The organism is Enterococcus sp. BWT-B8 (assembly GCF_020567625.1).
In the GTDB taxonomy this organism is placed as follows: Bacteria; Bacillota; Bacilli; order Lactobacillales; family Enterococcaceae; genus Enterococcus_L.
This window is the reverse complement of the sequence record NZ_JAJDJV010000001.1, coordinates 367,159-392,439: the sequence shown is the minus strand read 5'-3', so window position 1 is coordinate 392,439 and position 25,281 is coordinate 367,159. Positions and strand designations below refer to the sequence as shown.

General features: G+C 38.3%; 23 protein-coding genes. 20 read left to right on the top strand and 3 right to left on the bottom strand.

Going from position 1 to position 25,281, the window contains the following annotated elements; translation table 11 throughout:
- The first annotated feature begins 72 nt into the window (after positions 1-72).
- The 15 genes from LI951_RS01735 (at position 73) to LI951_RS01665 (ending at position 16,339) form a co-directional block, all read left to right on the top strand.
- Complete coding sequence (locus LI951_RS01735; RefSeq protein ID WP_229441071.1) at positions 73-897, top strand: hypothetical protein; 825 nt, start codon at positions 73-75, stop codon at positions 895-897.
- Positions 898-1,011: 114 nt separating this feature from the next.
- On the top strand, positions 1,012-1,587 hold the full coding sequence (locus tag LI951_RS01730) for a GNAT family N-acetyltransferase (protein ID WP_229441070.1): 576 nt from the start codon (positions 1,012-1,014) through the stop codon (positions 1,585-1,587).
- Positions 1,588-1,997: 410 nt separating this feature from the next.
- Positions 1,998-2,990 carry a tryptophan ABC transporter substrate-binding protein gene (gene trpX / locus LI951_RS01725; protein ID WP_229441069.1) on the top strand — a complete coding sequence of 331 codons (993 nt, stop codon included), beginning with the start codon at positions 1,998-2,000 and terminating at the stop codon, positions 2,988-2,990.
- A gap of 83 nt (positions 2,991-3,073) precedes the next feature.
- The gene (locus LI951_RS01720; RefSeq protein WP_202067439.1) at positions 3,074-3,961 is read left to right on the top strand and encodes an ABC transporter permease; all 888 of its coding nucleotides are present in this window, start codon (positions 3,074-3,076) and stop codon (positions 3,959-3,961) included.
- Complete coding sequence (locus tag LI951_RS01715; protein WP_229441068.1) at positions 3,958-4,743, top strand: ABC transporter ATP-binding protein; 786 nt, start codon at positions 3,958-3,960, stop codon at positions 4,741-4,743. The genes LI951_RS01720 and LI951_RS01715 overlap by 4 nt, the downstream gene beginning before the upstream one ends.
- A 335-nt stretch (positions 4,744-5,078) precedes the next feature.
- Positions 5,079-6,878 carry a DNA helicase RecQ gene (gene recQ / locus LI951_RS01710; RefSeq protein ID WP_229441067.1) on the top strand — a complete coding sequence of 600 codons (1,800 nt, stop codon included), beginning with the start codon at positions 5,079-5,081 and terminating at the stop codon, positions 6,876-6,878.
- 314 nt (positions 6,879-7,192) lie between these two features.
- Positions 7,193-7,495: a YlaN family protein gene (locus tag LI951_RS01705; RefSeq protein ID WP_229441066.1), complete on the top strand. Its 303-nt coding sequence runs from the start codon at positions 7,193-7,195 to the stop codon at positions 7,493-7,495.
- A 3-nt stretch (positions 7,496-7,498) separates the two neighbouring features.
- The gene (locus LI951_RS01700) at positions 7,499-8,695 is read left to right on the top strand and encodes an FtsW/RodA/SpoVE family cell cycle protein (RefSeq protein ID WP_202067443.1); all 1,197 of its coding nucleotides are present in this window, start codon (positions 7,499-7,501) and stop codon (positions 8,693-8,695) included.
- A gap of 40 nt (positions 8,696-8,735) precedes the next feature.
- Positions 8,736-12,164, top strand: coding sequence for a pyruvate carboxylase (locus tag LI951_RS01695; protein ID WP_229441065.1), 3,429 nt, complete (start codon positions 8,736-8,738; stop codon positions 12,162-12,164).
- A gap of 20 nt (positions 12,165-12,184) precedes the next feature.
- Positions 12,185-13,315, top strand: coding sequence for a CAP-associated domain-containing protein (locus LI951_RS01690; protein ID WP_229441064.1), 1,131 nt, complete (start codon positions 12,185-12,187; stop codon positions 13,313-13,315).
- A 1-nt stretch (position 13,316) separates the two neighbouring features.
- On the top strand, positions 13,317-13,748 hold the full coding sequence (locus LI951_RS01685) for a YlbF family regulator (RefSeq protein WP_229441063.1): 432 nt from the start codon (positions 13,317-13,319) through the stop codon (positions 13,746-13,748).
- Entirely contained in the window at positions 13,738-14,094 is a 357-nt protein-coding gene (locus LI951_RS01680) for a YlbG family protein (RefSeq protein WP_202067447.1), read from the top strand. Before LI951_RS01685 ends, LI951_RS01680 begins: the two co-directional genes overlap by 11 nt.
- A gap of 101 nt (positions 14,095-14,195) precedes the next feature.
- Positions 14,196-14,816, top strand: coding sequence for a 16S rRNA (guanine(966)-N(2))-methyltransferase RsmD (gene rsmD / locus LI951_RS01675; protein WP_267491466.1), 621 nt, complete (start codon positions 14,196-14,198; stop codon positions 14,814-14,816).
- The gene (gene coaD / locus LI951_RS01670; protein ID WP_202067449.1) at positions 14,809-15,303 is read left to right on the top strand and encodes a pantetheine-phosphate adenylyltransferase; all 495 of its coding nucleotides are present in this window, start codon (positions 14,809-14,811) and stop codon (positions 15,301-15,303) included. The genes rsmD and coaD overlap by 8 nt, the downstream gene beginning before the upstream one ends.
- Positions 15,293-16,339 (top strand): SepM family pheromone-processing serine protease, encoded by a 1,047-nt coding sequence (locus LI951_RS01665; RefSeq protein WP_229441274.1) that lies wholly within the window; start codon positions 15,293-15,295, stop codon positions 16,337-16,339. Before coaD ends, LI951_RS01665 begins: the two co-directional genes overlap by 11 nt.
- Before the next feature lie 142 nt (positions 16,340-16,481).
- Here LI951_RS01665 and LI951_RS01660 read toward each other — a convergent pair whose 3' ends face one another.
- Both LI951_RS01660 and LI951_RS01655 read right to left on the bottom strand, forming a co-directional pair.
- Entirely contained in the window at positions 16,482-17,264 is a 783-nt protein-coding gene (locus LI951_RS01660) for a hypothetical protein (RefSeq protein WP_229441062.1), read from the bottom strand.
- Complete coding sequence (locus tag LI951_RS01655) at positions 17,248-17,793, bottom strand: sigma-70 family RNA polymerase sigma factor (RefSeq protein ID WP_229441061.1); 546 nt, start codon at positions 17,791-17,793, stop codon at positions 17,248-17,250. The genes LI951_RS01660 and LI951_RS01655 overlap by 17 nt, the downstream gene beginning before the upstream one ends.
- A gap of 95 nt (positions 17,794-17,888) precedes the next feature.
- Between LI951_RS01655 and LI951_RS01650 the strand changes: the two genes are divergently transcribed.
- From LI951_RS01650 to holA, 4 genes are all read left to right on the top strand, one after another.
- The gene (locus tag LI951_RS01650) at positions 17,889-18,509 is read left to right on the top strand and encodes a helix-hairpin-helix domain-containing protein (protein WP_202067453.1); all 621 of its coding nucleotides are present in this window, start codon (positions 17,889-17,891) and stop codon (positions 18,507-18,509) included.
- Between the two features lie 112 nt (positions 18,510-18,621).
- Entirely contained in the window at positions 18,622-19,125 is a 504-nt protein-coding gene (locus LI951_RS01645) for a ComE operon protein 2 (protein WP_202067499.1), read from the top strand.
- On the top strand, positions 19,097-21,421 hold the full coding sequence (locus LI951_RS01640) for a DNA internalization-related competence protein ComEC/Rec2 (RefSeq protein ID WP_229441060.1): 2,325 nt from the start codon (positions 19,097-19,099) through the stop codon (positions 21,419-21,421). The genes LI951_RS01645 and LI951_RS01640 overlap by 29 nt, the downstream gene beginning before the upstream one ends.
- Before the next feature lie 49 nt (positions 21,422-21,470).
- Positions 21,471-22,499, top strand: a complete 1,029-nt coding sequence (gene holA / locus LI951_RS01635; protein WP_202067455.1) for a DNA polymerase III subunit delta — start codon at positions 21,471-21,473, stop codon at positions 22,497-22,499.
- A gap of 796 nt (positions 22,500-23,295) precedes the next feature.
- Here holA and rpsT read toward each other — a convergent pair.
- Entirely contained in the window at positions 23,296-23,550 is a 255-nt protein-coding gene (gene rpsT, locus LI951_RS01630) for a 30S ribosomal protein S20 (protein WP_202067456.1), read from the bottom strand.
- 470 nt (positions 23,551-24,020) lie between these two features.
- Between rpsT and wecB the strand changes: the two genes are divergently transcribed.
- Positions 24,021-25,118 (top strand): non-hydrolyzing UDP-N-acetylglucosamine 2-epimerase, encoded by a 1,098-nt coding sequence (gene wecB / locus LI951_RS01625; protein WP_229441059.1) that lies wholly within the window; start codon positions 24,021-24,023, stop codon positions 25,116-25,118.
- The last annotated feature ends 163 nt before the right edge of the window (positions 25,119-25,281 follow it).

The following is a 25,281-nucleotide window of genomic DNA, read 5'->3' as shown; positions in this document are numbered from 1 at the left end:
AGCAAATAATCTACCAAACAGAGCTAAAGATTATTTGCTAACAAAAATTAAAAGGAGAGCCAATAGTTCTTTGTGATTTCACCCCGTAACAATCATTGTATCTACGGTTCTCGCCGGACTGCGATCCTCGATACAAATGCGTTTATGAGAAGCCGAAACGCATTGGCAGCCGGACCATCAGAAAAAAATCCATTAACCAAGAAACAACGAATGGACTATAATCAATTTAAAAGAGGAGAGAGTCATTTGCAAAACAATTCTACCCCAACCAATAAACCTAAAAAGGGAAATAAGAACCCCAAATTGCTGATTCAACTGGGGATTGCTGTGATCATTATTATTGCAGCACTATTCTTGGTCATTCCAAGAGTCCAGGCAAATATTCGTTTATCACAGGTCGAATCATTAGTTGATGTAGACTTCAGCAGTAAAAAAGTGAAGTTTGCTGATACAAAAACAATTGAAAAAGAGATTAAGGATAGCCGTGCAATTACAGTTGTATTTTCAGTACCAAGCGGAAAAACGTATGATCGGGTAATTTCACTGTTTGAAGATGAGGAAGAAATGAAGATGTTCAGCCGCAGTCTTACTGTTTATCCAATCATATATGATGCAAGTGAAATCGAAAAGCAGTATAATATAAAAAAAGAGGATGTCACAGTTATCTTTTTTGAAGGCGGCAAGGAGCGAAATCGATTTATTGTTGAGAGTACAATGGATGTCAAAACAGAGTTAATATTAAAGCTTAATGAGCTGCCATTAGCAATAGTTGAATCGGACGCGCCGATAGATACTCCCACAGATGCTCCAACAACAGAATCTGCTGCTCCTGAACCAACTGAACCGGAACCAACTGCAGAACAGCTGCATCAGGAAAAACTACAGACGGTACAGTAGACTGACAGAAAGAAGGGATTAAGATGAGATTTATGATTTTATTCACTTTAGGTGTTTTCTTCTTGTTAAATACACGCAGGAGTGCTGTTCCTGTATATGTAAGAAGTGGTTCACGTGATCGTTACTGATTTGAAAGAAAAAGCAGCAGTCTTATTAAAAAGAAAGAGGGTTCCGGATAATCAGGAGCCCTCTTTCAGGCAGTTTAAGAGTAGACGGGTATATTTAGGGAAACGAATTAGGCTGGTTCGCTTTGATAAGACTCGGGGAGAATCTCTTCGTTGGTATAGTGATCCGGAGAGTATGAAGAATATAGTCGGGACTGCAGCTGTTTATAATAAAAAACAAATTGAAGAAATGTACAATTGGCAAAATGAAAATGGGCAATTATACTATATAGAATATTTGAAAGATGATGAATATCAGACAATTGGGGATGTCTGGCTTGCAAAAGATGATTACGCAATTGTGATTGATCAGGATTTTAGAAGTCGTCATATTGGGCGGACAGTTACGAAATACTTTATTTATAAATCAAGAAAAATGGGCAGAGAATCAATGATTGTCAGCGAGATATTCAACTGGAATAAAGCTTCTCAGAAAATGTTCACCAGCCTGAAATTCTATCCCTTTAAGGAGCATAAAAACAGCTGGAGCTATCAAAAAAGACTGACTGTTTCTGAAAAACAGTGAAATTCCACCATCAAAAACTGAAATTTTTGATAAAAGGTTATTGACAGAATCAAGTAATTGACGGTAAAATAACTTTAACAAAAATTTGGGAGGAATCAAACATGACACAACTATCTATTACCAAAGCTCAATCATGGCAAAACTGGCGTAGATAAGTTGTATGTATGATTTTTCATAGATACAACTTTAGAAGATGGATTCTAAAATTTGTATCTATGCTGGCTTATTCAAATTATTTTGAAATTCAAACCACATAGATAATCATCTATGTGGTTTTTGCGTTGAGCAGCAACCATTCTTAAAAAGACGGTTGCTGTTTTTTGTTTAAAAAATGAAGATGATGATTTTAGAACTGCTTCAGAATTAAAGAGGTCATTGAAGTATAAGTTATTCATTTAGGAGGAAAGTGTATGAAATCGAAAAAATTAATGGGAACACTTGGCGTTGTTTTTTTATTTTTAATCATTGCTTTTTTTACAGAAAAACGTGAAGAAAAAGCTGAGGAAATTCCTGTAGTAGGTGTGTTGCAGTATGTCAGTCATCCGGCTTTAGATGAAATCTACAACGGGATTCAAAAGGGATTAAAAGAAAGCGGATTTGTAGATGGAGAGAACATAAAAATTATTTTTCAAAATGGTCAGGCAGATCAGAGTAAGCTGACGACAATGAGTCAGCAGTTAATTCAAAAAAATTCAGAGGTCTTAATTGGTATAGCGACACCAGCAGCGCAAGCATTGGCTAACAGTACCAGCGAAATTCCAATTGTACTTGGTGCGATTACAGATCCTGTAAGTGCTGGACTGGTGGAAACAAATGAAAAGCCGGGCGGAAATATCACCGGTGTCAGTGATAAATCGCCGGTCGATAGTCAACTTGACTTAGCAGTTTCATTATTGCCTAAAGCGAAGAGTGTGGGTATACTTTACTCTTCCGCAGAGGAAAACTCAAAGTATCAGGCCGCTGAAGCGAAGGAAGCAGCACAGGGACTTGGATTGACGGTTAAGGAGTATGTTGTTCCGTCCAGTAATGAGATTGCCCAGACAGTTCAGGTTATGTCGAGTGAGATAGACTTTATCTATATTCCAACAGACAATACCATTGCAAATGCAATGCAGACTGTTGTGAACGAGGCAAATAAAATGAACACGCCCATTATCCCTTCGGTGGACACTATGGTTTCTGAAGGTGGACTGGCCACTGTGGGAATTAATCAGTTTGATCTTGGGGTCCAAACGGGAAAAATGGCGGCAGATATCATTTCAGGGAAGTCAGATCCAGCAACAACGCCTATCTATACATTTAACACAGGAGACATTATTATTAATGAAGTTCAGGCGAAAAAACTTGGTGTGACGATACCGGAAGCAGTCTTAAAAGAGGCGAAGCTGGTAGGAGAAGAATAAAGCTGAATAATTTAAAACGAGCAGTAACGAGCGGTTAAAATAGATTTTTTCGTATTATAAAATGAAGAACAGGAGTGGATCACATGATTGTTTCAGCAATTGGACAAGGAATGCTATGGGCAATTTTAGGACTGGGAATATTTATGACATACAGGATATTGAATTTTCCGGATATGACAACGGAGGGCTCATTCCCATTGGGCGGGGCAGTTTGTGTCACTGCGATTACGCAAGGAATTTCACCGATATTTGCAACACTTCTGGGGATTTTAGCTGGTATGTGTGCAGGCTTTGTAACTGGACTCTTGTTTACTAAAGGGAAAATACCAGTCATTCTATCTGGTATATTGGTGATGTCAGGCTTGAATTCAGTGATTTTATATGTGATGCAAACACCCAATCTTTCATTGTTGAATCAACCCAAAATTCAGGATATTTTTTCTTCCATGGAACTGCCGAATTATTTTGACAGTGTTTTTCTTGGAGCAATCGTTCTGGTTCTGATTATCGGACTTCTGTTGTTTTTCTTTAATACGGTTCTAGGACAGGCGTACATTGCTACGGGAGATAATGAAGATATGGCCCGCTCAATTGGGATTAAAACAGATAACATGAAAATTCTCGGGCTGACACTTTCCAATGGTATTATTGCACTGTCAGGAGCTTTGATTGCACAAAATGATGGGTATGCAGATGTCAATAAAGGGATTGGAGTCATTGTGATTGGCTTGGCTTCTATTATCATTGGGGAAGTACTGTTCGGTGAACTGACATTTGCGGAGCGGCTTGTGGCAATTGTCATTGGCAGTATTATTTATCAGCTGCTGATTCTGGCTGTTATCAAACTAGGATTTGATACAACCTATCTTAAGATTTTCTCAGCAGGAATTCTTGCGATATGTCTGATGATTCCGCAATTAAGAAAAGCGTTGAATCTTCGTATTTTGCCAGAAAAGGGGGAAGAAAAATGAGTGCAATTCTGGAAATCAGCCATGCAACTAAAGTAATTGATAATGGAATAAATGAAAAGAAAGTAATTTTAAACGATGTTTCATTAACCATTAATGAGGGAGATTTTATTACTGTTTTGGGCGGTAACGGAGCTGGGAAAAGTACATTGTTTAATAGCATCACAGGAACATTGACCTTGTCTGGCGGGAAAATAAAAAGCGGAAGTGAGGAAATCACCTCTTTTTCTGAGGAAAAACGGGCAAATTATTTTTCACGAGTCTTTCAAGATCCGAAGCTTGGTACTGCACCAAGGATGACTGTTGCTGAAAATTTATTGTTAGCATTGTATAGAGGTCAAAAGAGGACATTAAAAAACCGACACTTGAATGAACGCCGGGACCTCTTTTTTGAAATCTGCAGTGAGGTTGGAAACGGACTGGAAGAACATTTGGATATGCCGACTGGAAATCTGTCAGGCGGACAGCGTCAAGCACTCAGCTTATTGATGGCCACTCTGACAAAGCCTCGACTTCTGCTCTTGGATGAGCATACTGCTGCACTTGATCCAAAAACTTCCAAACAGTTAATGAAGCTGACCGATCAGCGTATTACCGATGGAAATCTTACCTGTCTGATGATTACTCATCGAATGGAAGATGCGTTGCATTATGGCAATCGGCTGATTGTTATGCAAAAAGGAAGGATTGTTAAAGACTTAGACAGAGAAGAGAAGGCTGCTTTGAAATTGCAGGATTTGCTATTGTTTTTTGAAGAAGAACCGGAAGAGCTGTCAGTTGACTAGAGGTTAAATCAAAAAAAATAGTACTTTATTCTTTGTTCTCTATGAAACAGGTACATCAGCTCCTGGTTTATTATGAGGTTGTGTCAAACACTCAGGCCTGTTTTTTAGTAAACGTACAAGTGTTTCCAGATCGGCATTTTACTTTTTAAGAATATAAAAGCAAAAATAAGAAAAATTATCAGAAAATTCATTGTTGGCTTAGAAATTTGTTGTTATGCAGATTGTCCGGCAATGAATTTTTATTGTTGTTGATTCAGATGCTGAATGGCGTCTTGAATCGATACTTCTTCTCATGTTAAAATAGCTAACAGCGAGAATGGACGGGAGAATTATATATGACTGACAGTCAGAAAGTTCAGAAAGTATTGAAAGAAGTATTTGGGTATGATCAATTTAGGGAAGGTCAAAAAGAAATTATTGATCATGTATTGAATGGGGAAAATGTTTTGGGAATTATGCCTACTGGCGGCGGGAAATCAATTTGCTATCAGCTTCCGGCATTATTAATGGAAAATGTAACTCTTGTTGTTTCTCCTTTAATTTCACTGATGAAGGATCAGGTGGATGCTCTGAACCTGATGGGAATTCCTGCTGCGTTTATTAACAGCACTTTAACAACACAGGAAATGAATCAGCGGATTCAGTTAGTTGTAGATAAAGAAATCAAGCTCTTGTATGTAGCTCCTGAGCGATTGGAATCATTTGAGTTTCAACAGCTGCTTACACATGTAGAGATTGATCTTTTAGCTGTTGATGAAGCGCATTGTATTTCGCAATGGGGACATGATTTTCGTCCGAGTTATTTGCGGATGGCTGAAGTCGTTCAACAGTTCCAGCAGGTACCTGTAATCATTGCGTTAACGGCGACAGCAACGCCGCAAGTTGCTGACGATATAATCCAACAGCTGCATATCCCTGAGAAGAATCAGATTAAAACTGGTTTTGCCAGAGAAAATTTAGCTTTTCAGGTGATTAAAGATCAGAACCGGGATGTCTTTCTTTTAGAATATTTGAAGTTGAATGGAGATCAGTCGGGGATTGTTTATGCGAGTACCCGAAAAGAAGTGGAACGTATTTATCATTTGCTGAAAAGTAAAAATATTGCTGTCGGTATGTATCATGGCGGAATGAATGAAGGACTTCGTAATAAAAGTCAGGAACGTTTTCTTTTTGATGAACTGCGGGTAATGGTGGCGACAAATGCTTTTGGTATGGGGATTAACAAAAGCAATGTGCGTTTCGTTATTCACGCCCAAATTCCCGGCAATATAGAATCATACTATCAGGAAGCAGGAAGGGCCGGTCGGGATGGCTTGCCAAGTGATGCTATATTATTTTATGCTCCGCAGGACCTCCAAATACAACAATATTTTATCGACCAATCAGATTCTCCTATTGAATATAAGCAAAAAGAGTACATGAAATTGAGAGAAATATCACAATACGGCAATGCTCAAATTTGTCTGCAAAAATTTATTTTAAGATATTTTGGCGAAAAAGGAACAGATTGCGGGAGATGCAGTAATTGTCTGGATAATAGAGAACTGGTAGATGTGAGTCTCGAGGCACAGAAGGTTCTTTCCTGTGTAAAAAGAATGGGGGAACGCTTTGGAAAAGGACTGGTAACTAAAGTGCTGACGGGATCAAAGGATCAGAAGATTGATCAGTGGGGCTTTGACAGGCTGTCAACCTATGGGCTGATGAAAGATCGTACTCAAAAGGAAGTAGGACAGCTGATTGATTATTTGACTGCTGAACGGTATCTTTCTCCTTCTGATGGTCAGTTCCCTCTGTTATCCGTCTCTCAGTCAGGTGTTCAAGTACTGCTTGGTAAACAAAAGGTCTTTAGAAAAGAAGATCAGCGGATTCGGCGTCTTGAAGCAGTGGATGATCAGTTGTTTGAATTACTGAGGTCTTTGCGGATGGAGTTTGCTCAGGCAAGGAATGTACCCCCATACCTCATTTTTTCAGATAGTACATTGAAAGAGCTCTGTGAAAAGCAGCCTAAAAATTCGATTGAATTTTTACAGGTCAAAGGTGTTGGGCAAAATAAATTGGAGAAATATGGGGAGCAGTTTCTTCAAGTAATTAACAGCTATCCGCCGTCAGACAATACAGAATCGACAAAAAATTAGACTAGTCTTGAAAGCTTGTGTTTTTTTGAGAAACAACAGGTTATAAATATCAGATTTTTATCTTTTTTGATACTATGTATAAATGTATTTGGTATTTTTTTGAAATATTTTGATGGAAATCAGCCGAAAAAACAAATGATTTTTCATTAAAATTTTTTCGCAGCTGGTGAAGTTTCAGCTAGAGGTCAATACAGACAAGTCTGCTGCCGGAAAGTTAAAAAAGAGTATAGACTGTTGTTTTTCAGAAAATTTCTATTAATAATGCAAGGAAATATGCTATAATTACATAATTAAGATTAGGAGGTTGACTGCAGATGAAACCTATCACAAAAGAATTTGCGATGGAACTGCTGAAAGAGGATGCTGACAGAATTATGATGCTGATTCGCAATCAAAATAACAGCCTTTGTATTTCTCAATGTAAGGCATTTGAAGAGGTTGTTGACACGCAAATGTACGGCTTTTCAAGACAAATGACCTATGCTGTTCGACTGGGTATTATTAGTTCTAAAGAAGGTCACCAGATGCTTAGTGATTTGGAAAAAGAACTGAATCGATTATATACTGAAGTGTATGAAGTGACACAAGATAAAAATGAGAGTGGCAAGGAGGTTTAAACTTTGCCAAAGAAAGTAAAGAAAAGACATCTGCTGGATTATAGTATTTTGATTCCTTACTTAATTTTGAGCTGTGTGGGCTTGATCATGGTTTACAGTACAACTTCGGCAAAACAGCTTACAGAGGGAAAACCTTTAACTGCAATGGTGATAAATCAGGTTCAGTTTTGGATTTTGAGTCTGGTGGCGATGTTTTTTATTTACAAGATGAAGACAACTGTTTATCAGAATAAAGGGTTTATCATGTTTGCTATTGCAGTGATTTCAGCATTACTTTTGGCGGTCCGCTTCACAGATTTGGGGCAGACAATCAATGGTGCCAAGGGTTGGCTTGTTATTGCCGGCTTTTCCATGCAGCCTGCGGAGTATTTAAAAATTATGATTATCTGGTATCTGGCATATATATTGGCCAGACGCCAAAAATATATTGATAAAGAATTTAAAAAAGCCGTTTTCAGACCCATGCTTTTAGTTGCTGCTCTTATTTTTTTGGTTATTATTCAACCCGATTTAGGAAATGCAGCAGTGTTGACTCTGGTAGCCATTACTATTTTGTTGGCGAGCGGAATTAATTACATGTATACATATGTGATAGCCGGAGCAGGTATTTTGGGAAGTATTGCTTTTATTGAAGCTCTTTTACTGACAAAAGGAAGTTTTATTCCAGCCCAGTTTCAATATGTATACAAACGTTTTGAAGTTTTTTTGAATCCTTTTATTGACGAAAGAGAAACTGGACATCAGTTGATTAATTCCTATTATGCAATGAGTAATGGCGGCTGGTTTGGTCGAGGTCTGGGAAATAGCATTCAGAAAAAAGGTTTTTTGCCTGAAGCACACTCGGATTTTATTTTTTCGATTACGATTGAGGAGCTGGGACTGATTGTTTCAATTTTGATTCTTTTAGTTTTGTTCTTTTTGATTAGTCGGATTATTTTGGTCGGGGTTCGTTCGAAAAAACCGTTTAATTCACTCTTCTGTATCGGAATTGGCGCAATGCTGATGATTCAAGTGTTTGTCAACTTAGGCGGAATTACAGGAATCATTCCTTTAACCGGGATAACTTTCCCATTTTTAAGTCATGGAGGAAACAGCCTTTTGGTCGTCTCGGCAGCTGTTGGATTTGTACTGAACATCAGTGCGGATGAAAAGCGGCAGAAACTGATCGATGATTACCAGGTGGCTGAATCTGATATATAACGATTTGAGAGCAACTATAAATGAAGGTAGGAGTGGGAAAATGAAGAAAGTTTTAGTAGCAAACCGCGGTGAAATCGCTGTTCGTATTTTTCGGGCATGTACTGAATTAAATATCCAGACAGTTGCTGTCTATGCGGAAGAAGATGAATATTCAGTCCATCGGTTTAAAGCGGATGAAGCGTACTTGGTAGGACGCGGGAAAAAACCGATTGAAGCATATCTGGATATCGAAGGAATTTTAAAGATTGCTAAAAATGCAGGAGCTGATGCAATTCACCCGGGATATGGTTTTCTTTCTGAAAACCTTGAATTTGCGAAGCGCTGTGAAGAAGAAGGAATTACATTTATCGGGCCCAATATCCATCATTTAGATATCTTTGGTGACAAAATTAAAGCTAAAGAAGCGGCTGTAGCTGCTGGTATTGCGTCAATTCCAGGATCGGACGGTCCAGTTGATACGATTGACGAAGTACTTGAGTTTGGAAATACACATGGGTTTCCTGTCATGATCAAAGCTGCATTGGGCGGCGGCGGTCGCGGGATGCGAGTAGCTTATAATGAAAAAGATGCACGTGAAGGTTATGAGCGTGCAAAAAGTGAGGCCAAAGCAGCCTTTGGTTCGGATGAAGTATATGTAGAACGGTATATTTCAAATCCAAAGCATATTGAGGTTCAGATATTAGGAGATTGTCATGGGAATGTTATTCATTTGTTTGAACGTGACTGCTCTGTGCAAAGACGTCATCAAAAAGTTGTAGAAGTTGCTCCATGTGTTTCAATGGATGAAGCATTGCGCGAAGAAATTTGTAATGCCGCTGTTCAGCTGATGAGTCATGTCGGTTATGTGAATGCCGGAACTGTTGAGTTTTTGGTTGAAGGCGACCGCTTTTATTTTATTGAAGTAAATCCGCGTGTACAGGTTGAGCATACGATTACGGAAATGGTTACAGATATCGATATCGTAGTTTCGCAGCTTCTTATTGCTCAGGGGCTGGAGCTTCATAAAGAAATTGGCATTCCTAAACAAGAAGAGTTGCGCTTGAATGGTGCTGCTATTCAGTGCAGAATTACGACAGAAGATCCGCTGAACAATTTCATGCCGGATACTGGAAAAATTGATACGTATCGTTCTCCAGGTGGTTTTGGAGTTCGTTTGGATGTTGGAAATGCCTATTCAGGTTATGCGGTAACTCCTTATTTTGACTCACTATTAGTTAAAGTCTGTACGCATGGTATTACCTTTGAAAAGTCTGTGCAGAAAATGCAGCGTTGTCTGAAAGAATTTCGTGTTCGTGGTGTAAAGACGAATATTCCGTTTCTGCAAAATGTAGTAAGTCACCCATTATTCCGATCAGGTGAGGCACATACAACTTTTATTGACAATACACCTGAATTATTTGAATTTCCTCGTGTACGCGACCGTGGAAACAAAACAATGAAATTTATCGGTGAAGTAACTGTAAATGGTTTTCCAGGGATTGAAAAATTAGAAAAGCGTTATTTTGGTCAACCTAGATTGCCTGAAAATCTGGTTCTTAAGAAAGATTTCATTACTGCAAAGAATGTGCTTGATGAGAAGGGAGCAGAAGGAGTTGTTGAATGGGTAAAACAACAGGAAAATGTTTTACTGACGGATACAACATTCAGAGATGCGCATCAAAGCCTTTTAGCTACACGAGTTCGCACACAAGATTTCAAGGAAATTGCCCAGGCAACTTCAGAAGGTTTGCCTGAACTTTTTTCAACTGAAATGTGGGGCGGGGCTACATTTGATGTAGCTTACCGATTCTTAAATGAAGATCCATGGCAGCGATTGAGAAAACTGAGAAAGCTGATGCCGAACACATTGTTCCAAATGCTGTTTAGAGGGTCAAATGCAGTCGGTTATCAAAATTATCCAGATAATGTCATCAGAGAATTTATTAAAGAGTCAGCCAAGCAGGGAGTAGATGTTTTCCGTATTTTTGACAGCTTAAACTGGATTCCTCAAATGGAAAAGAGTATTCAGGCTGTTCGCGATTCAGGAAAAATTGCAGAAGCGGCAATTTGTTATACTGGAGATATCAATGATCCATCCAGAAATAAATATACTATTCAATATTATAAGGATATGGCCAAAGAGCTTGAACAGCTGGGCAGCCACATCATAGCCATTAAGGATATGGCAGGTCTGCTCAAACCACAGGCTGCCTATCGCTTAATCAGCGAGCTGAAGGATACTGTTGACCTGCCTATTCATCTCCATACTCATGATACAAGCGGAAATGGTATTATCACATATTCTGCAGCAACAAAAGCCGGAGTGGATATTGTAGATGTTGCGGCGAGTGCAATGAGCGGAGCAACAAGCCAGCCTAGTATGACTAGTTTGTATTATGCGCTGGTAAATGGAGAACGTACTCCGGATATCAATGTTGACAATGCTCAGAAAATCAATCACTACTGGGAAGATGTTCGTATGTATTATATTCCGTTTGAAAATGGCTTGAATGCGCCTCAGACAGAAGTTTATATGCATGAAATGCCTGGCGGTCAGTATTCCAATTTGCAACAGCAGGCAAAAGCAGTCGGTTTAGGTGACAAATGGGATGATATAAAAAAAATGTACCAGACAGTTAATTTAATGTTTGGTGATATTGTGAAAGTAACCCCGTCTTCGAAAGTTGTTGGGGATATGGCATTGTTCATGGTGCAGAATGATTTAACAGAAGAAGCAGTTTTTGAGTGCGGCAATCAATTGAGCTTCCCTGAGTCTGTAGTAACATTTTTCCAGGGAGATCTTGGGCAGCCGACTGGCGGATTTCCTAAAGAGCTGCAACGTATTATTCTTAAGGGACGTCCGGCCTTTACTGATCGTCCGGGAGATTTGGCTGAGCCTGTAGATTTTGCAGCGATAAGTAAAGAGCTTGCTGAGAAAATCGGATATGAGCCGAAAATGGAAGAAGTATTAAGCTACTTGATGTATCCTCAGGTCTTTCTTGATTATCGGACCTCTTATCAAAATTATGGCGATGTTACTCTACTTGATACACCGACATTCTTCCAGGGAATTCGATTGGGTGAAACGGTTGAAGTTCAGATTGAAAGAGGAAAGACGTTAATTGTTCGCTTAGACGAAATCGGTGAACCGGATGTGGAAGGAAATCGAACATTATTCTTTAATCTGAATGGTCAGCGACGTGAAATAGAGATCAAGGATCACTCAATCAAATCCAGTGTTCAAACGAAGCGAAAAGCTGAGCCGACAAATAAGGGGCAGATAGGGGCTACTATGTCCGGATCAGTTCTGCAGCTCCTTGTTAAGAAAGGTGACAAAGTTAAAAAAGGCGACCCTTTAATTATCACAGAAGCAATGAAAATGGAAACTAGTCTGGAAGCTCATTTTGATGGAATGGTAGATCATATTTATGTGTCAGAGGGCGAAGCAATCAGCTCAGGAGATCTATTATTGGAATTAGAGGAAAAATAAAGGCATTGAGGGAGGAAAAAATGAAAAGAGTTTTGGCTTTTCTTGCAGTACTTTCAACGGTATTGATTATTGGCTATCTTGAACCTGTGTTTTTTCCTCCTGAAAAAGCCGAAATCGATATAAGTAATAACGGGGGACAGGTTGTCTCTCATACGGCATTGCCCCACGAAGAGCTTGAAGCTTCGGGGTATGCCTTATACATAGGAAAAAAAATCAGCACGTTTACGCAGGAATTCGGCGAGCCGCTTACCAGATATTCCACAGGCTTAGGTTATGATTTGTTAATATTTGGTGAGGAAGATTCAGAATATATGGAAGTTAGCGTAAATAATGATATTATTCAGTCTGTTAAGGTGTTTAATACTACAGACAGAACTGCCCCGTTTAATTTTGAGATGACCTTGTCTGATATTTCAGAATTAACCACCATATTTTCAAATTTCTCCATTGATTATGAAGCAGAAGAGTATTCGATAGAGCTTACGGAAGAAGATATGAACTATCGACCGCTGATAGCCTTTGACAATCAAAGCTTTGCTGTTTTATTTTTTACGCATGGAAAAGAGAGTATTTCTGGGATTACATATGTTTCAAAAGAGTATCTGTTGACAGTAATGCCTTATCAGCTGACAATGGGACAGGCGCTGCCAATTACTATTGAAGAAACTGAAGCTGAGATAGCAGCGGAGAAGCAGAAAACAATCATTCGAATGATCAATTTATTAAGAATTAATGATGGTCTGGAACCCTACGCAATAAATTCTGAGACAATGAAGAATGCAGTTGAGTTATATCAGTTTTACGAAGAGAATGCTTCAGAATTCCTTTCTGTCGAACGGTTGGAATCTCTATCACAAGTCAAAAATGAAAGCCTTGGCGAAATTGCTTCTGCTTTTATATTTTCAAATACAGAATTTGAAAAAATGGCGGATAAAAGTAATCTGCCTTTGCGAAAGCCGGATGGGATTTATATGACCCCTGTCTATGATCCTTCCTTTGCTGCTCTTTTTTGGTTTTCAGATGGTGCCTATTACGCACGCTTTTCACAGGAGAATGCTCAGAACATTGGCGTTGCTTTTTCTAAAGAAGATGTGTTAGTCTTATTAGAGAATACACAAAATAATACAGAAGAAACAGAGGATAGCAGATAAGATGATAGTGAATGAATCACTTTTTAACATAGAGGATCAAACAGAGCTGCTGGTTCAAACTGTTTTGAGCAGCAGCAAACTTAAACAATATAAAGAAAATAAAAGAAAAATGAGTCAGTCAGAAACGGTGCAGGAGAGGCTGTCTGAATTTTTGTCTTCAAAAACAGCGTTTGAGCGTATAGAAAGCTATGGCTCGCATGCCCCTGATTTTAAAACGAAGCAAAGAGCACTTCGTCAGGCGAAAAGACAGCTGGATATGTGTGAAGAGGTTTCTGAATTCAGAATTTCAGAAACAGATATTCAGGATATTTTAGATACGATCAGTTCTGCAATCGCAAAAACAATTTCTGATGATATTAAAGTGGATGCTGGGAACCCGTTCTTTACCAAAGGAACTCAGCATGGATGCGGAGGAAGCTGTCATGCAAGTTAATGTAAATGAGGAAAAAGAATTGACTCTGCAAAAGCGCAGATCAATCATTATTTGGGTTTATTCTTTGAAGCAGTTGAAAACACTGAAGAGATATGGACTTATACAGTATGTTTCCAGAAGGATGAAATATATTGTTCTTTATATGAATGAAGAAGAAATTGAGTCAGCAGAAGCAAAAATTAACGGACTGCATTTTGTTCGCAAGGTGGAACGTTCTTATCGACCGGATGTTGAAATGAATTTTGCAGAAAAAATCGGGACAAAGGCGGCTTATCAATATGTTGAAGAAGAAGGTTTTGAAGTTGAAGAAATCAATACTCAGATTCGCTTAGCTGAAAATGTATAAATTTGAAGAGATGAAAAATGTGTAGGAACTTCAAACATTTTTCATCTTTTTTCCATGAAGAAAAGCTAGAATAAAGCTGATGACTGTTACTGTTTTGTTTGATGACTGCGGCAAAACGAGTGAATTCAGTTAGCTATAAAAAGAACAGGAGCGAGAAGATGCGAGTAGTTGCAGGTGAATATAGAGGTCGTCGTTTAAAAGCATTAACTGGTGATAGCACACGACCTACAACAGATAAAGTAAAAGAATCCATTTTTAATATGATTGGTCCTTATTTTGATGGAGAATATGTGCTGGATTTATATTCCGGCAGTGGAAGCCTTGCAATTGAAGCTGTTTCCAGAGGTGCAGCAAAAGCAGTATGTATCGAGAAAAATTTTTCGGCATTTAAAGTGATTCAGGAAAATATTGCTGTGACAAAAGAAGATGAAAAGTTCACTGTAAAAAAAATGGATGCGGACAAAGCATTGGACTATTTATCAGGTGAAGGCTGGCATTTTGATGTGATTCTTCTTGATCCGCCGTATGCGCAACAAAAAATTGAAGAACAGCTCAAAAAAATGCTTTTAACCCATCTGTTAAATGATCATTGTGTTGTGGTTTGTGAAACAGATAAAGAGGTTGAGTTGCCTGAAACAATCGATTCTTTATATAAAGCAAAGGAATCTGTTTATGGGATATCTAAAATATCGATTTATAGAAAGGACTCTGCTGATGACTAAAACAGCTCTTTTTCCAGGAAGCTTTGACCCTTTTACTAAGGGGCACCTAAATACTGTTGAGCGCGCAGCACAGATTTTTGATGAGGTAATTATTGGTATTTTTACAAATACCGGAAAGAATTCCTGGTTCAATGCGATAGAAAAAGAAGAAATGATTGTGAAAGCAACCGAACATTTGAGTAATATTCGTGTTATTCATCAGGAAAAGAAACTTACAGTAGAAACTGCATGTGCACTAGGTGCTGGATTTTTAATCAGAGGAATCCGGAATATTCAGGACTATGAATATGAAAAAAACATTGCTTTGATGAATCGGCATTTAGAGCCGAAGATAGATACTGTCTTCTTGCTGGCAGATGAAAAATATGCGCATGTCAGTTCAAGTGTGTTGAAAGAAATAGCAGTATTTGGTGGAGATGTTTCAGAATTTTTGCCAAATGCAGTAAATGATATGTTGGAGAAGAGAGCGATGATTGATGATAAATAATAAGAAAAAATTTTCTTTTATTCCCTTTTTTTTGATTCTTGTATTCATTCTATTGTTTGTTGTGAGAATTCCTTATTATATTGAAGGGCCTGGCTCGACAGAAAATCTGAAGGACTTTGTAACAGTGGATGGAAAGAAAGATGAAGGAGCCGGAGGCTTTTATCTGACAACTGTGAGTGTGAGAAGAGCAACTGCTGTATCAGCTATAGTAGCCCATTTTACGGATTTCAATGAGCTGCTAAGCAAAGAGGAGCTGATGGGCAGCAGCACAAGTAAGGAATACGAACAAATTCAACAATACTACATGGATTCTTCTCAAAATGCTGCAATTGAACAGGCGTTGAGGCTCGCAGGAATTGATTATCGGATGGAGTATAAAGGTGTCTACGTTTTGACGATCGATGAAGAATCAGATTTTAAGAATAAAATTGAAGTTGGTGACACAGTAACAGGAGTTGACGGAAAAATATTTGAGAACAGCGAAGAGCTGATAGAGTATGTAAAAAGCCAGGAAGTGGGTCAAAAAGTAACAGTAACGTTTTTACATGATGGGGAAGAAAAGGAAGCATCTGGCAGATTAATGGAGCTTTCCACAAAAAATCCGGGGATTGGTATTGGACTGACGGATCATACAGAGATTGAGACAGATGTGGATGTGAGAATTGATGCAGGCAGCATCGGAGGGCCCTCAGCCGGGCTGATGTTTACGTTGCAGACATACGAATTGCTTACAGGAAAAGAAATTCGGAAAGGTCATGAAATTGCCGGCACAGGTACGATTAATTCTGAAGGAACAGTTGGAAGAATTGGAGGAATCGATAAGAAAGTGGTAACTGCCAGTGAAAACGGGGCAGAAATCTTTTTCGCTCCAGATGATGAAATATCTGACGAATTAAAAGAAGAGTACCCAGAGACCAAAACCAACTACGAAGAAGCACTTGCTGCAGCCGAAAAAATTGGAACAGATATGAAAATTGTTCCTGTAAAAACCGTTCAGGATGCCTTGGATTACCTAAATGAGCTGGAAGAAAAATAGTAATAATAGTTATTGACTGAACATCGTGTTCACATAGTGGATGTAGATTTTTCCCAATTTACAAGTACAATTAGACGAACCTTTCATAAAAAAATACACCTGTGAGCCGTTTGAGGTATGGCATACAGGTGTATTTTTAGCGTTAGTATTTTGGTATCAAGTCGGCCCACGGACCAATATGAAACACAACTCCCAGCAAAAAGAAAAGTATAAAGAGAACAATCATTGAGTAGGATAAGAAAATACCAATTCGCAAACCCATTTGAAAATTATTAATCAGGAAATCAAATTTTCTTTTTCTGTAGACGGATTCTCTAATTGAAATATTTTTCATCTTATCAATTTCTGATATTTGTTCTAAGAAAAGCTGGGCATCTGCTTCATCGATCAACTCCGAAAAAATACTGTTTTCACATTCAAAGTCGAAGTAATAACTAATTAATTTTTTCCTGATAAATCGAAAACCACCTTCCCGCTCCCAATAACTGCTCTTCATTTTTTTCACGGTAATCACGCTGATCGCTTCATATGGGTAGCTGTAAAATAACCCCTGATCAATATATTCAATGATTGTCAAAAAGATAATCCTCTGATCAGTAAAGATTAATAATCTGTTTCCTCTCAAATCATGAAAATCTTTGATATATTTACGACCTTTTTCTGTTTTTGGATGATAAATGCCCAAATAACCAACATTCATAAAGCTGAGATTGGGGCCATCAGTTGTCAGAGGAAAGTAGGATTGGATTTCTTCCTCTGCCTCAAGTTCACCTTTGACTGACTCAAGCAGCTCCTGCAGGAAAATATACATCTTAGTCTGTTTGAAAAGTGCATTTTTCTGCTCGCTGGAAAAGAGTGCAGATGCGTCTTGATTCATCTGTTCCTGATTCAGTTTCCGGACACTTTTTCTAAAAGTATTCGCCATGATTTATTACTCCTTCCTGTAAATTTTTTTTGAGTTTTTTTCGACCTCTGGATAGGTGATTGTAAATTTGTGTGATCGGCAATTGCAGTTCCTCTGCAATCATTTGCGGAGTTTCCTGATAGTAATAATATTTAAGAAAAATCAGCTGATCTTCGCTGCTCAGACTGCAAATCAAATCCAGAAACTCTTCTTTTTCAAAGTATTGATCATATATTTTAGATTCTGCTGCTTGTTCAAGAGGTACAAGTTTTTGCTTACGGATAATAGTTCTTTTTTTATCAATGCAGCTATTACGGGTGATTGTCAGAGACCAGGTTTTCAGACTGCTTTTCGATACATCAAACTGATCTATTGATCTCCAAATTTTGTAGAAAACTTCATTTTCTGCTTCTTTATGGTAATTGTGCTCTTCAGTACGATTTAATACCGCATTAATTGTCTTGATAATTTCTTCTCCATAAGAGTTAATCAGCAATTCCAACCCCCTGAAGTCCTTCATCTTCATTAATTCTACAATTTTTGCATCCATATCTGGCCCTCCTTTCATCCTATTATACGATCGACAAACTATTTTTTTATCAACAAAAGCTAAAAAATGCGTATTATTTTTTAGGAGGGAGGATTATGAAGGAAAAAATCGTTACTTATCGTTATTGGCTGGGTGGGGGAGCTGTGATTTTCTGCTGTATCATTTTCTGTGTCTATCGCTTAATCTTCCTAAAACCCATCCTCAGTGAGCAACCGCAGGAAGAGTGGTACGCAGCTACTTCAACTTCTGAAGCAGCTGTACAGGAAAGCTCATTTGAAGAGGAGCAGGTGTATGTGGACGTAAAGGGAGCAGTTGCAGTTCCAGGGATTTATGAAGTTAGTTCAGAAATGAGAGTATGGGACGTTTTGGAAATGGCTGGAGGGCTGACTGAATCAGCTGATGAAAAGCAGATCAATTTATCTCAACGGCTGGAAGATCAAATGGTCATCTATGTTCCTGAGGAAGGAGAGGAAATTATAAGTGCTGTAGACGAAGTCAATAAAACCAATAATTCACAAAGTGGTAAGATTGATTTAAACACTGCAGATGAACAAGCTTTAATGACTCTATCGGGTATTGGGGAGAAAAAAGCACAGGAGATCATTAAGTACAGAGAAGAGAATGGCAGATTCAGCTCTATTGAGGAATTGTCTGATATTTCTGGAATCGGAGAGAAAACATTTGAGAAGTTAAGAGACTCTATTTTTGTCTCTTAATACGAATTATTTTGTAAATCCTATTGACGGCAATTTCTAATTCACGTACTATTTGTATAGCTTAAGTTTCAGCAAAAGAAGATTTATGAGATGGAGGGGAGCAATATTGACAGTGGAACGTATACCTTGGGATCAGTATTTTATGGCACAGAGTGTGCTGCTGGCCTTAAGAAGCACGTGTACTCGTCTGGAAGTCGGGGCAACTATTGTGCGGGATAAACGAATCATCGCAGGAGGCTACAATGGTTCTGTCAGCAGTGATGTTCATTGTATTGACGACGGCTGTTATGTCGTAGATGGTCATTGTGTAAGAACAATACATGCGGAGATGAATGCCATTTTACAATGCGCAAAATTCGGTATTCCAACAGATCAGGCGGAAATTTATGTCACACATTTTCCATGCCTGCAATGTACCAAAATGATCCTACAGGCTGGAATCAAGAAAATTCATTACCTGAAAGATTATAGAAATGACCCTTATGCAGTTGAACTGATTTCAAAAGCAGGGGCCGTAGCGGAAAAAGTAACCTTATCCAAAAAATACTTTGCTGAACTTCAATTAGGAGAAGAGGAACTCAGCTCATTTGAAGAGCCTGCTTCAGGAACTGACTAATTATTGGTTTTATCCAATTCTTTTTGCGGTTGCCGGAAATTGTGTGATTCTACAATTTAATAGTATTACCCTGATCTTATGGATATACAGTATCATCCGATTAGTAAGCACAGGAAAACGTAAGATTATTTATGCGGGTTTTCTGTGCAGTTTTTTTACTATTCTCATTTCGATTAATGTTTTGATTAAAGAAGAGGCTGAACAGAAGCTTGGAGGTCCGGTTACAGAAAAAATTCTGCGTATTCATCCTGATAAAATTAAAGTAGATGGTGATCTTTTACAGGTGGAAGGGGACTTGACTGAGGACAGACAGCTGATTGTAAAGGGAACTTACCAGCTGTCCTCAGAACAGGAGCAGCAATTTTGGCTTCATCAGACAGAAATAGCAGAGGTATGTGTATCAGGAAGTTTTGAACTTCCGTCAGGCAAAACAAATCTAAACGGTTTTGATTATGCAGAATATCTTAGACAGAATCATATAAATCAGATTCTGAGAATTGAAAAAATTCATAGTCAAAAAGATGTAAAGGCTCCATTCTTCTCTTTGTTTGAGCAACTGTCCGTAATTCGGAAAAAAGCGTTGCTATATTGTAATGAAGTACTCTATCCAACTACAGCCGTTTACTGTAAGATATTTCTGTTTGGAGAAAGAGCAGGAGATGATGAGCTGAACGAAATTTTTACAAGCTTGGGTATCTTACATCTTTTCAGTTTATCCGGTATGCACGTTGCTTTTTTTGCCAACCTGCTGCGATACACGCTGCTCAGACTGGGTGTTTCTATAGAGACATTTTTCTGGTGGCAGTTGCTGCTTTCTTTTCTTTTCGCAGGACTTACAGGTTTTTCTGTCAGTGTGGTTCGGGCGCTGCTTCAAAAAAATCTTTCAGAAGGCAGCAATCGCTTTCGGCTTCACCTCTCCACATTGGATATCTGGAGCTTGACCTTATTTTTTGCGGTACTCATTCAGCCTTTTCTGCTTTTTACTTTAGCAGGGCAGTACAGTTATTTTCTGTCTTTTTCCATTATTTATTTAAGTGAAGCGCTAAAAACGGTAAGCTCTCCAATTTTTCGGAAATTTCTTTTCTCTGCACTACTTTCTATCTTTACTATTCCGATCTTGGGAATGACTACTTATGAGTGGCAGCCGCTTGGGATTCTTTTAACATTTATTTTACTTCCTTTTTTTGAAAATCTGCTTTTACCGGCTTTGACAAGTGGATTTGTATTGTCTTTTATTTTAAAAAAGACAATACTCAGCCAGTTGCTGGAAATATGCCTCATTCAAATGAACAAAGTATTTGCCAGTATGAGTGAGGAGCAGTTCTTTTCTGCAGCCATTGGAAAGATACCGTTCATTCTTTTTGCGGCAGAAATTATCCTGGTTTTGCTTATTCTGTTTTATCTTCCTGATAAGAAAATAAAGGCTTTAGTGTATACAGGAATATTGGTGTTTCTTTTATTTCAGAAATATGTGCTGCAGTCAGGGATTGTAGCTTTTATAGATGTTGGACAAGGAGACAGTATATTCATTCAGGCTCCTTTTGGTGGTGAGTCAATTTTGATTGATACAGGCGGAAGGATCACATTTCAGACCGAGCCGTGGAGAACTCGTACAATGCAGAAAAGTCCAGCAGAATATACGGTGATTCCATTTCTTAAGAGCAGAGGGGTCAAAAAGCTTGATAAAGTTTTTATAACACACAGTGATACAGATCATATGGGCGACTTGCTGGCTGTTAGTGAAAAAATAAAAATTGAATCTGTTTATTTTTCTGAAGGAGCAGAACAGGATACTGCTTTTTTTCAAATAATTCAAGAAATGGAGAGGAAGGGAACTTCTTTCTATAGCATTAAATCAAAAGCTGATTTACCTGGGGAGTTAGATGTCAAAGTATTAGCTCCTATGGAAGCTGGCGCAGGAAGCAATGATGATTCACTTGTTCTTTATACCAATATAATGCAGAAGCGTTTTTTGTTTACAGGAGATTTAGAGGAGACAGGGGAGAAAAAGTTGGTTGAGGCATTTCCTGCTTTGTCAGCAGATATTTTAAAAGTCGGACATCATGGTAGTAAAACATCAACAACTCGAGAATTTTTAAAGGCTGTCTCTGCGCAGGAAGCAGTTATTTCCTGTGGACAAAACAATCATTTTAACCACCCGCATGAAGAAACACTTGAAAAGCTGAACGAAGAAAAAATGAAGATATATCGAACCGACAAACAGGGAATGATTTACTGTGAGTGGTCATTTTTTTCACCTGATCTGCAATTAAAAACAGTGACAGGATCAGACTAGCTTTTGACACTTGAGAATGTTAGGATAAATAAGAGAAAAGAGGGATCAGATGAGTTTGCAGACAGTATTGAAAGATGTTCGTGAGAGTAAGATTGCTCCGTTATATTTGGTTTTAGGAACAGAAACCTATTTGAGTGAACTGTTCAAGTTAGAATTACAGAACCACTTATTTCAATCAGGAGAAGAGGAATTTAATATAACTTCTTATGACATGGAAGAAATCTCTTTATCTGCAGCATTGGCTGAAGCAGACACGTTACCTTTTTTTGGGGATCATCGGCTGGTTTTTATAGAGAATCCTTATTTTTTAACCAGTGAAAAGAAAGCTGCGCCTGTCGAACATGATATGAAAGAGTTAACTGCATATCTTGAGCAGCCCTCATCTTCTACAGTGGTTGTTTTTCAGGCACATGTTGAAAAGCTGGACGAAAGAAAGAAGATAACCAAACTGCTAAAGAAACAGGCGGTGGTGGTTGATGTTTCTCCAATGGATGAGCGGGCATTAAAAGAGTACACTCAGCAAACTATTAAAAATGAAGGCTATGAGATTCAACCTAAAGCATTTGATAAGCTTCTTTATTTATCTGATTTCCAATTGACGAAGATTATGGGAGAGCTGCAAAAATTGTTTCTTTTTTCTTCTGAAGATAAAAGGATTACTTTGGAGATAGTGGAAGAACTGGTACCAAAATCCTTAGAGCATAATGTGTTTGATCTTACAGCAGAGATTTTGGCAGGCAATAGTGAAAAAGCAATTCAGACTTATCAGGATCTTTTGCTGCAGGGAGAAGAAACGATCAAGCTGACTGCCATCCTATTAAGTCAGATACGTCTGCTGCTCCAGACAAAGATATTGTCTCAGCTGGGCTATCAGCAGTCAAATATAGCCGAAGCATTGAAGGTTCATCCTTATCGAATTAAATTGGGTCTGCAGCAAAGCCGCAGCTTCAAATTACAGAGATTGGAAAAAATTTATGATGAACTGGTGGAAAATGATTTTTCAGTCAAAACTGGAAGAATGGATAAAGAATTACAATTTGAGTTGTTTATTCTAAAGATTTCAGATAAGGTTTTATAGAAAACAAATAAGAAAAAAGTGTTCCAAATAATAAAATCAGTGTTCTTCTGAGTCTGTAAATATCCAGAAAATCACTGATTTTGTTTTGAAGATATATTGTATTTATAGGCCAAAAGAAAATGATTGAATCAATCTAATCTGCCTGCTTATGGGAACTGTTAAAGCAGCTTTTTATCTGAATTTTTCTAAGCCTTCTAATAGTTATATCATTGGAATCGAGTAGAGGGAAAAGCTAACTGACTTTCCGCCCCCTCTCACACCACCGTAAAAGCCGTTCGGCATACGGCGGTTCAACTTTATATTGCAGTGTGTACGTTTAGATAATAATCTAAGGCAAAGGGGATTCCTCTTTGCTTTAGTCATTTAGTGGATGACGCTCTATGAACAACTTTGGATAATCCACTACTATGACCTCGGCTGACTTCTCACGCTAAACCTTTTTCGACCGATTTTCTTACTAGGGGACTCCTCAATCGTTCGTGAGACCTCCCAGGGTAAGACAACTAACTTTCTTCTTTTACTCGCCTGATTTACCCGATAAGTTTACGCACATCTTTTGGACTTTGGTTTGTATAGGAACCTTATCCACTTACCGAGCCTTGGTATCAGGTTTCTGTTCGTAGAGCCAAGAATTTGATACACGCTTCCTTCAGCCACATCCTCACGAATGCCGCCTTGCGTTTCTCTAGCGATTGGTCGATATGTACCCTCGCAGTGGACTTTCACCACCTAGGTAGTTGCTATGCTTGGCGCACTACAAAAAAGAAGCTGACTTAAATCAGCTTCTAAAAATCAATTATTTAGCTACTTTTTTGCTTAGGCGAGACTTGTCGCGGTTCGCTTTGTTTTTATGGATCAAACCTTTAGTTTCAGCCATATCAATAGCTTTTACAGCATCTTTATATAATGCATCCACGTTGTCAGCTCCGGCAGCGACAGCTTCTTCAAATTTCTTAATAGCTGTACGCATAGCGTTTGTTTGAGATGAATTTTTAGCATTCGCGTTTGCGTTAGTACGTACACGTTTGATTGCAGATTCAATATTTGGCATTTCTTTCACCTCCGATAAAATAAGGTCTTACAATTCAGGCGAGCCCAAAATGTAATTCAACAGTAATCATTATACCGAATCAAATCATTCATTGCAATAAAAGATGACAAGTTTTTTTCCTTAACAGTAAATTTTTTCATTTTACTGTTAGGTTCAGTTCGTTTCTCATCTTTAAAAGTGTAGAAGTAAAAAGTTTAATTATATAACAGATAGCTGGCTGTATATTCCAGAAATTCTCACAGGAGTAACGATTGAATGAGTCATTTCAATTACCACAAATGAAGAAGAGGCAGACTGTTCTCCTACTATATTGCCTGCTGACAGAATGAAAGAACTTCAAAAGGATGTGTAAGCTTAAATAGTTGATGAAAAACTGCTATAATTAACGATGGATATGAAACAGCAATATAATGTTTAAGAATAGTATAAGTATAAAAAATGAGCTGCTTTATCAGGAGGGGCGTATATTTATGAAAAAAGTATTATTAGTTTTTGGTACGAGACCAGAAGCAATTAAGATGTGTCCATTAGTAAATGAATTAAAAAGTCGAAAAAAATTGGACATAAAGGTCTGTGTGACTGGTCAGCATCGGGAAATGCTGGATCAGGTTTTACATGTTTTTAACGTGAAGCCCGATTATGATTTGGCTGTAATGAAAGAAAATCAGACGTTATTCGATGTTACATCAAACATACTTCTTAGTATTAAAGAGGTTTTGGAAAAAGAACGTCCAGATGTAGTGCTTGTTCATGGAGATACAACCACTACTTTTGTTACAGGGCTGGCTTGCTTCTATCTCCAAATTCCAGTTGGTCATGTAGAAGCAGGGCTACGGACTTACAATATTTTCTCACCGTTTCCAGAAGAGTTTAATCGTCAGGCAACCGGGTTAATCAGTAAATTTCATTTTGCTCCGACTGAAACAGCAAAGGAACATTTGTTAAACGAAGGGAAGAAAGCGGAGCACATCTATGTTACTGGTAATACTGGAATAGATGCTCTAGAAACGACTGTGACATCTTCATACAAACATGAGGAGCTGGACTGGATAGGGGAGGATCGTCTGATTCTGATTACAGCCCATCGAAGAGAAAATTTGGGCGGACCACTGGAACGCATGTTTAAGGCAATTCGCAGAATTATTGATGAACATCATAATGTTAAAGCCATTTATCCTATCCATCTTAATCCCAAGGTAAGAGAAACGGCAAATAGATACTTGGGCAGAGAGGAACGTATTCGCTTAATCGAACCTTTGGAAGTCGTTGATTTTCATAATTTTCTTGCCAGGAGCTACCTGATCCTAACTGACAGCGGCGGAATTCAGGAGGAAGCTCCGTCTTTGGGGAAGCCGGTTCTTGTTCTTAGAGACACAACGGAAAGACCGGAAGGCATTGCGGCAGGAACGTTGAAGCTCGTCGGAACAGACGAAGAAACCATTTATGCGAATTTTAAAAGGCTGTTGGAAGACCCTGCGGAGTATGAGAAAATGAGTCAGGCGAGTAATCCTTATGGAGATGGGCATGCATCTCAGAGAATTGCAGATATTTTGGAAAAAGAACTGTAAATCTGAACTTCATAGATAATAAAAAGGATTTTTCCTGATAATGATAGCATATTGAATGAATTAAAACTAAGTTATGCTTCTAATCCAAGAAATATGGAGCCTATCCAGTAATATTACATATATGACTACTGGATAGGTGACGAGCATTTGAAGAAGCGTGGAA

Coding starts and splice junctions, on each gene's coding strand:
- trpX (WP_229441069.1), top strand. CDS start 1,998: ATGAAATCGAAAAAATTAATGGGAACACTTGGCGTTGTTTTTTTATTT.
- LI951_RS01720 (WP_202067439.1), top strand. CDS start 3,074: ATGATTGTTTCAGCAATTGGACAAGGAATGCTATGGGCAATTTTAGGA.
- LI951_RS01715 (WP_229441068.1), top strand. CDS start 3,958: ATGAGTGCAATTCTGGAAATCAGCCATGCAACTAAAGTAATTGATAAT.
- recQ (WP_229441067.1), top strand. CDS start 5,079: ATGACTGACAGTCAGAAAGTTCAGAAAGTATTGAAAGAAGTATTTGGG.
- LI951_RS01705 (WP_229441066.1), top strand. CDS start 7,193: ATGAAACCTATCACAAAAGAATTTGCGATGGAACTGCTGAAAGAGGAT.
- LI951_RS01695 (WP_229441065.1), top strand. CDS start 8,736: ATGAAGAAAGTTTTAGTAGCAAACCGCGGTGAAATCGCTGTTCGTATT.
- LI951_RS01690 (WP_229441064.1), top strand. CDS start 12,185: ATGAAAAGAGTTTTGGCTTTTCTTGCAGTACTTTCAACGGTATTGATT.
- LI951_RS01685 (WP_229441063.1), top strand. CDS start 13,317: ATGATAGTGAATGAATCACTTTTTAACATAGAGGATCAAACAGAGCTG.
- LI951_RS01680 (WP_202067447.1), top strand. CDS start 13,738: ATGCAAGTTAATGTAAATGAGGAAAAAGAATTGACTCTGCAAAAGCGC.
- rsmD (WP_267491466.1), top strand. CDS start 14,196: ATGACTGCGGCAAAACGAGTGAATTCAGTTAGCTATAAAAAGAACAGG.
- coaD (WP_202067449.1), top strand. CDS start 14,809: ATGACTAAAACAGCTCTTTTTCCAGGAAGCTTTGACCCTTTTACTAAG.
- LI951_RS01665 (WP_229441274.1), top strand. CDS start 15,293: ATGATAAATAATAAGAAAAAATTTTCTTTTATTCCCTTTTTTTTGATT.
- LI951_RS01660 (WP_229441062.1), bottom strand. CDS start 17,264: ATGGCGAATACTTTTAGAAAAAGTGTCCGGAAACTGAATCAGGAACAG.
- LI951_RS01655 (WP_229441061.1), bottom strand. CDS start 17,793: ATGGATGCAAAAATTGTAGAATTAATGAAGATGAAGGACTTCAGGGGG.
- LI951_RS01650 (WP_202067453.1), top strand. CDS start 17,889: ATGAAGGAAAAAATCGTTACTTATCGTTATTGGCTGGGTGGGGGAGCT.
- holA (WP_202067455.1), top strand. CDS start 21,471: ATGAGTTTGCAGACAGTATTGAAAGATGTTCGTGAGAGTAAGATTGCT.
- rpsT (WP_202067456.1), bottom strand. CDS start 23,550: ATGCCAAATATTGAATCTGCAATCAAACGTGTACGTACTAACGCAAAC.
- wecB (WP_229441059.1), top strand. CDS start 24,021: ATGAAAAAAGTATTATTAGTTTTTGGTACGAGACCAGAAGCAATTAAG.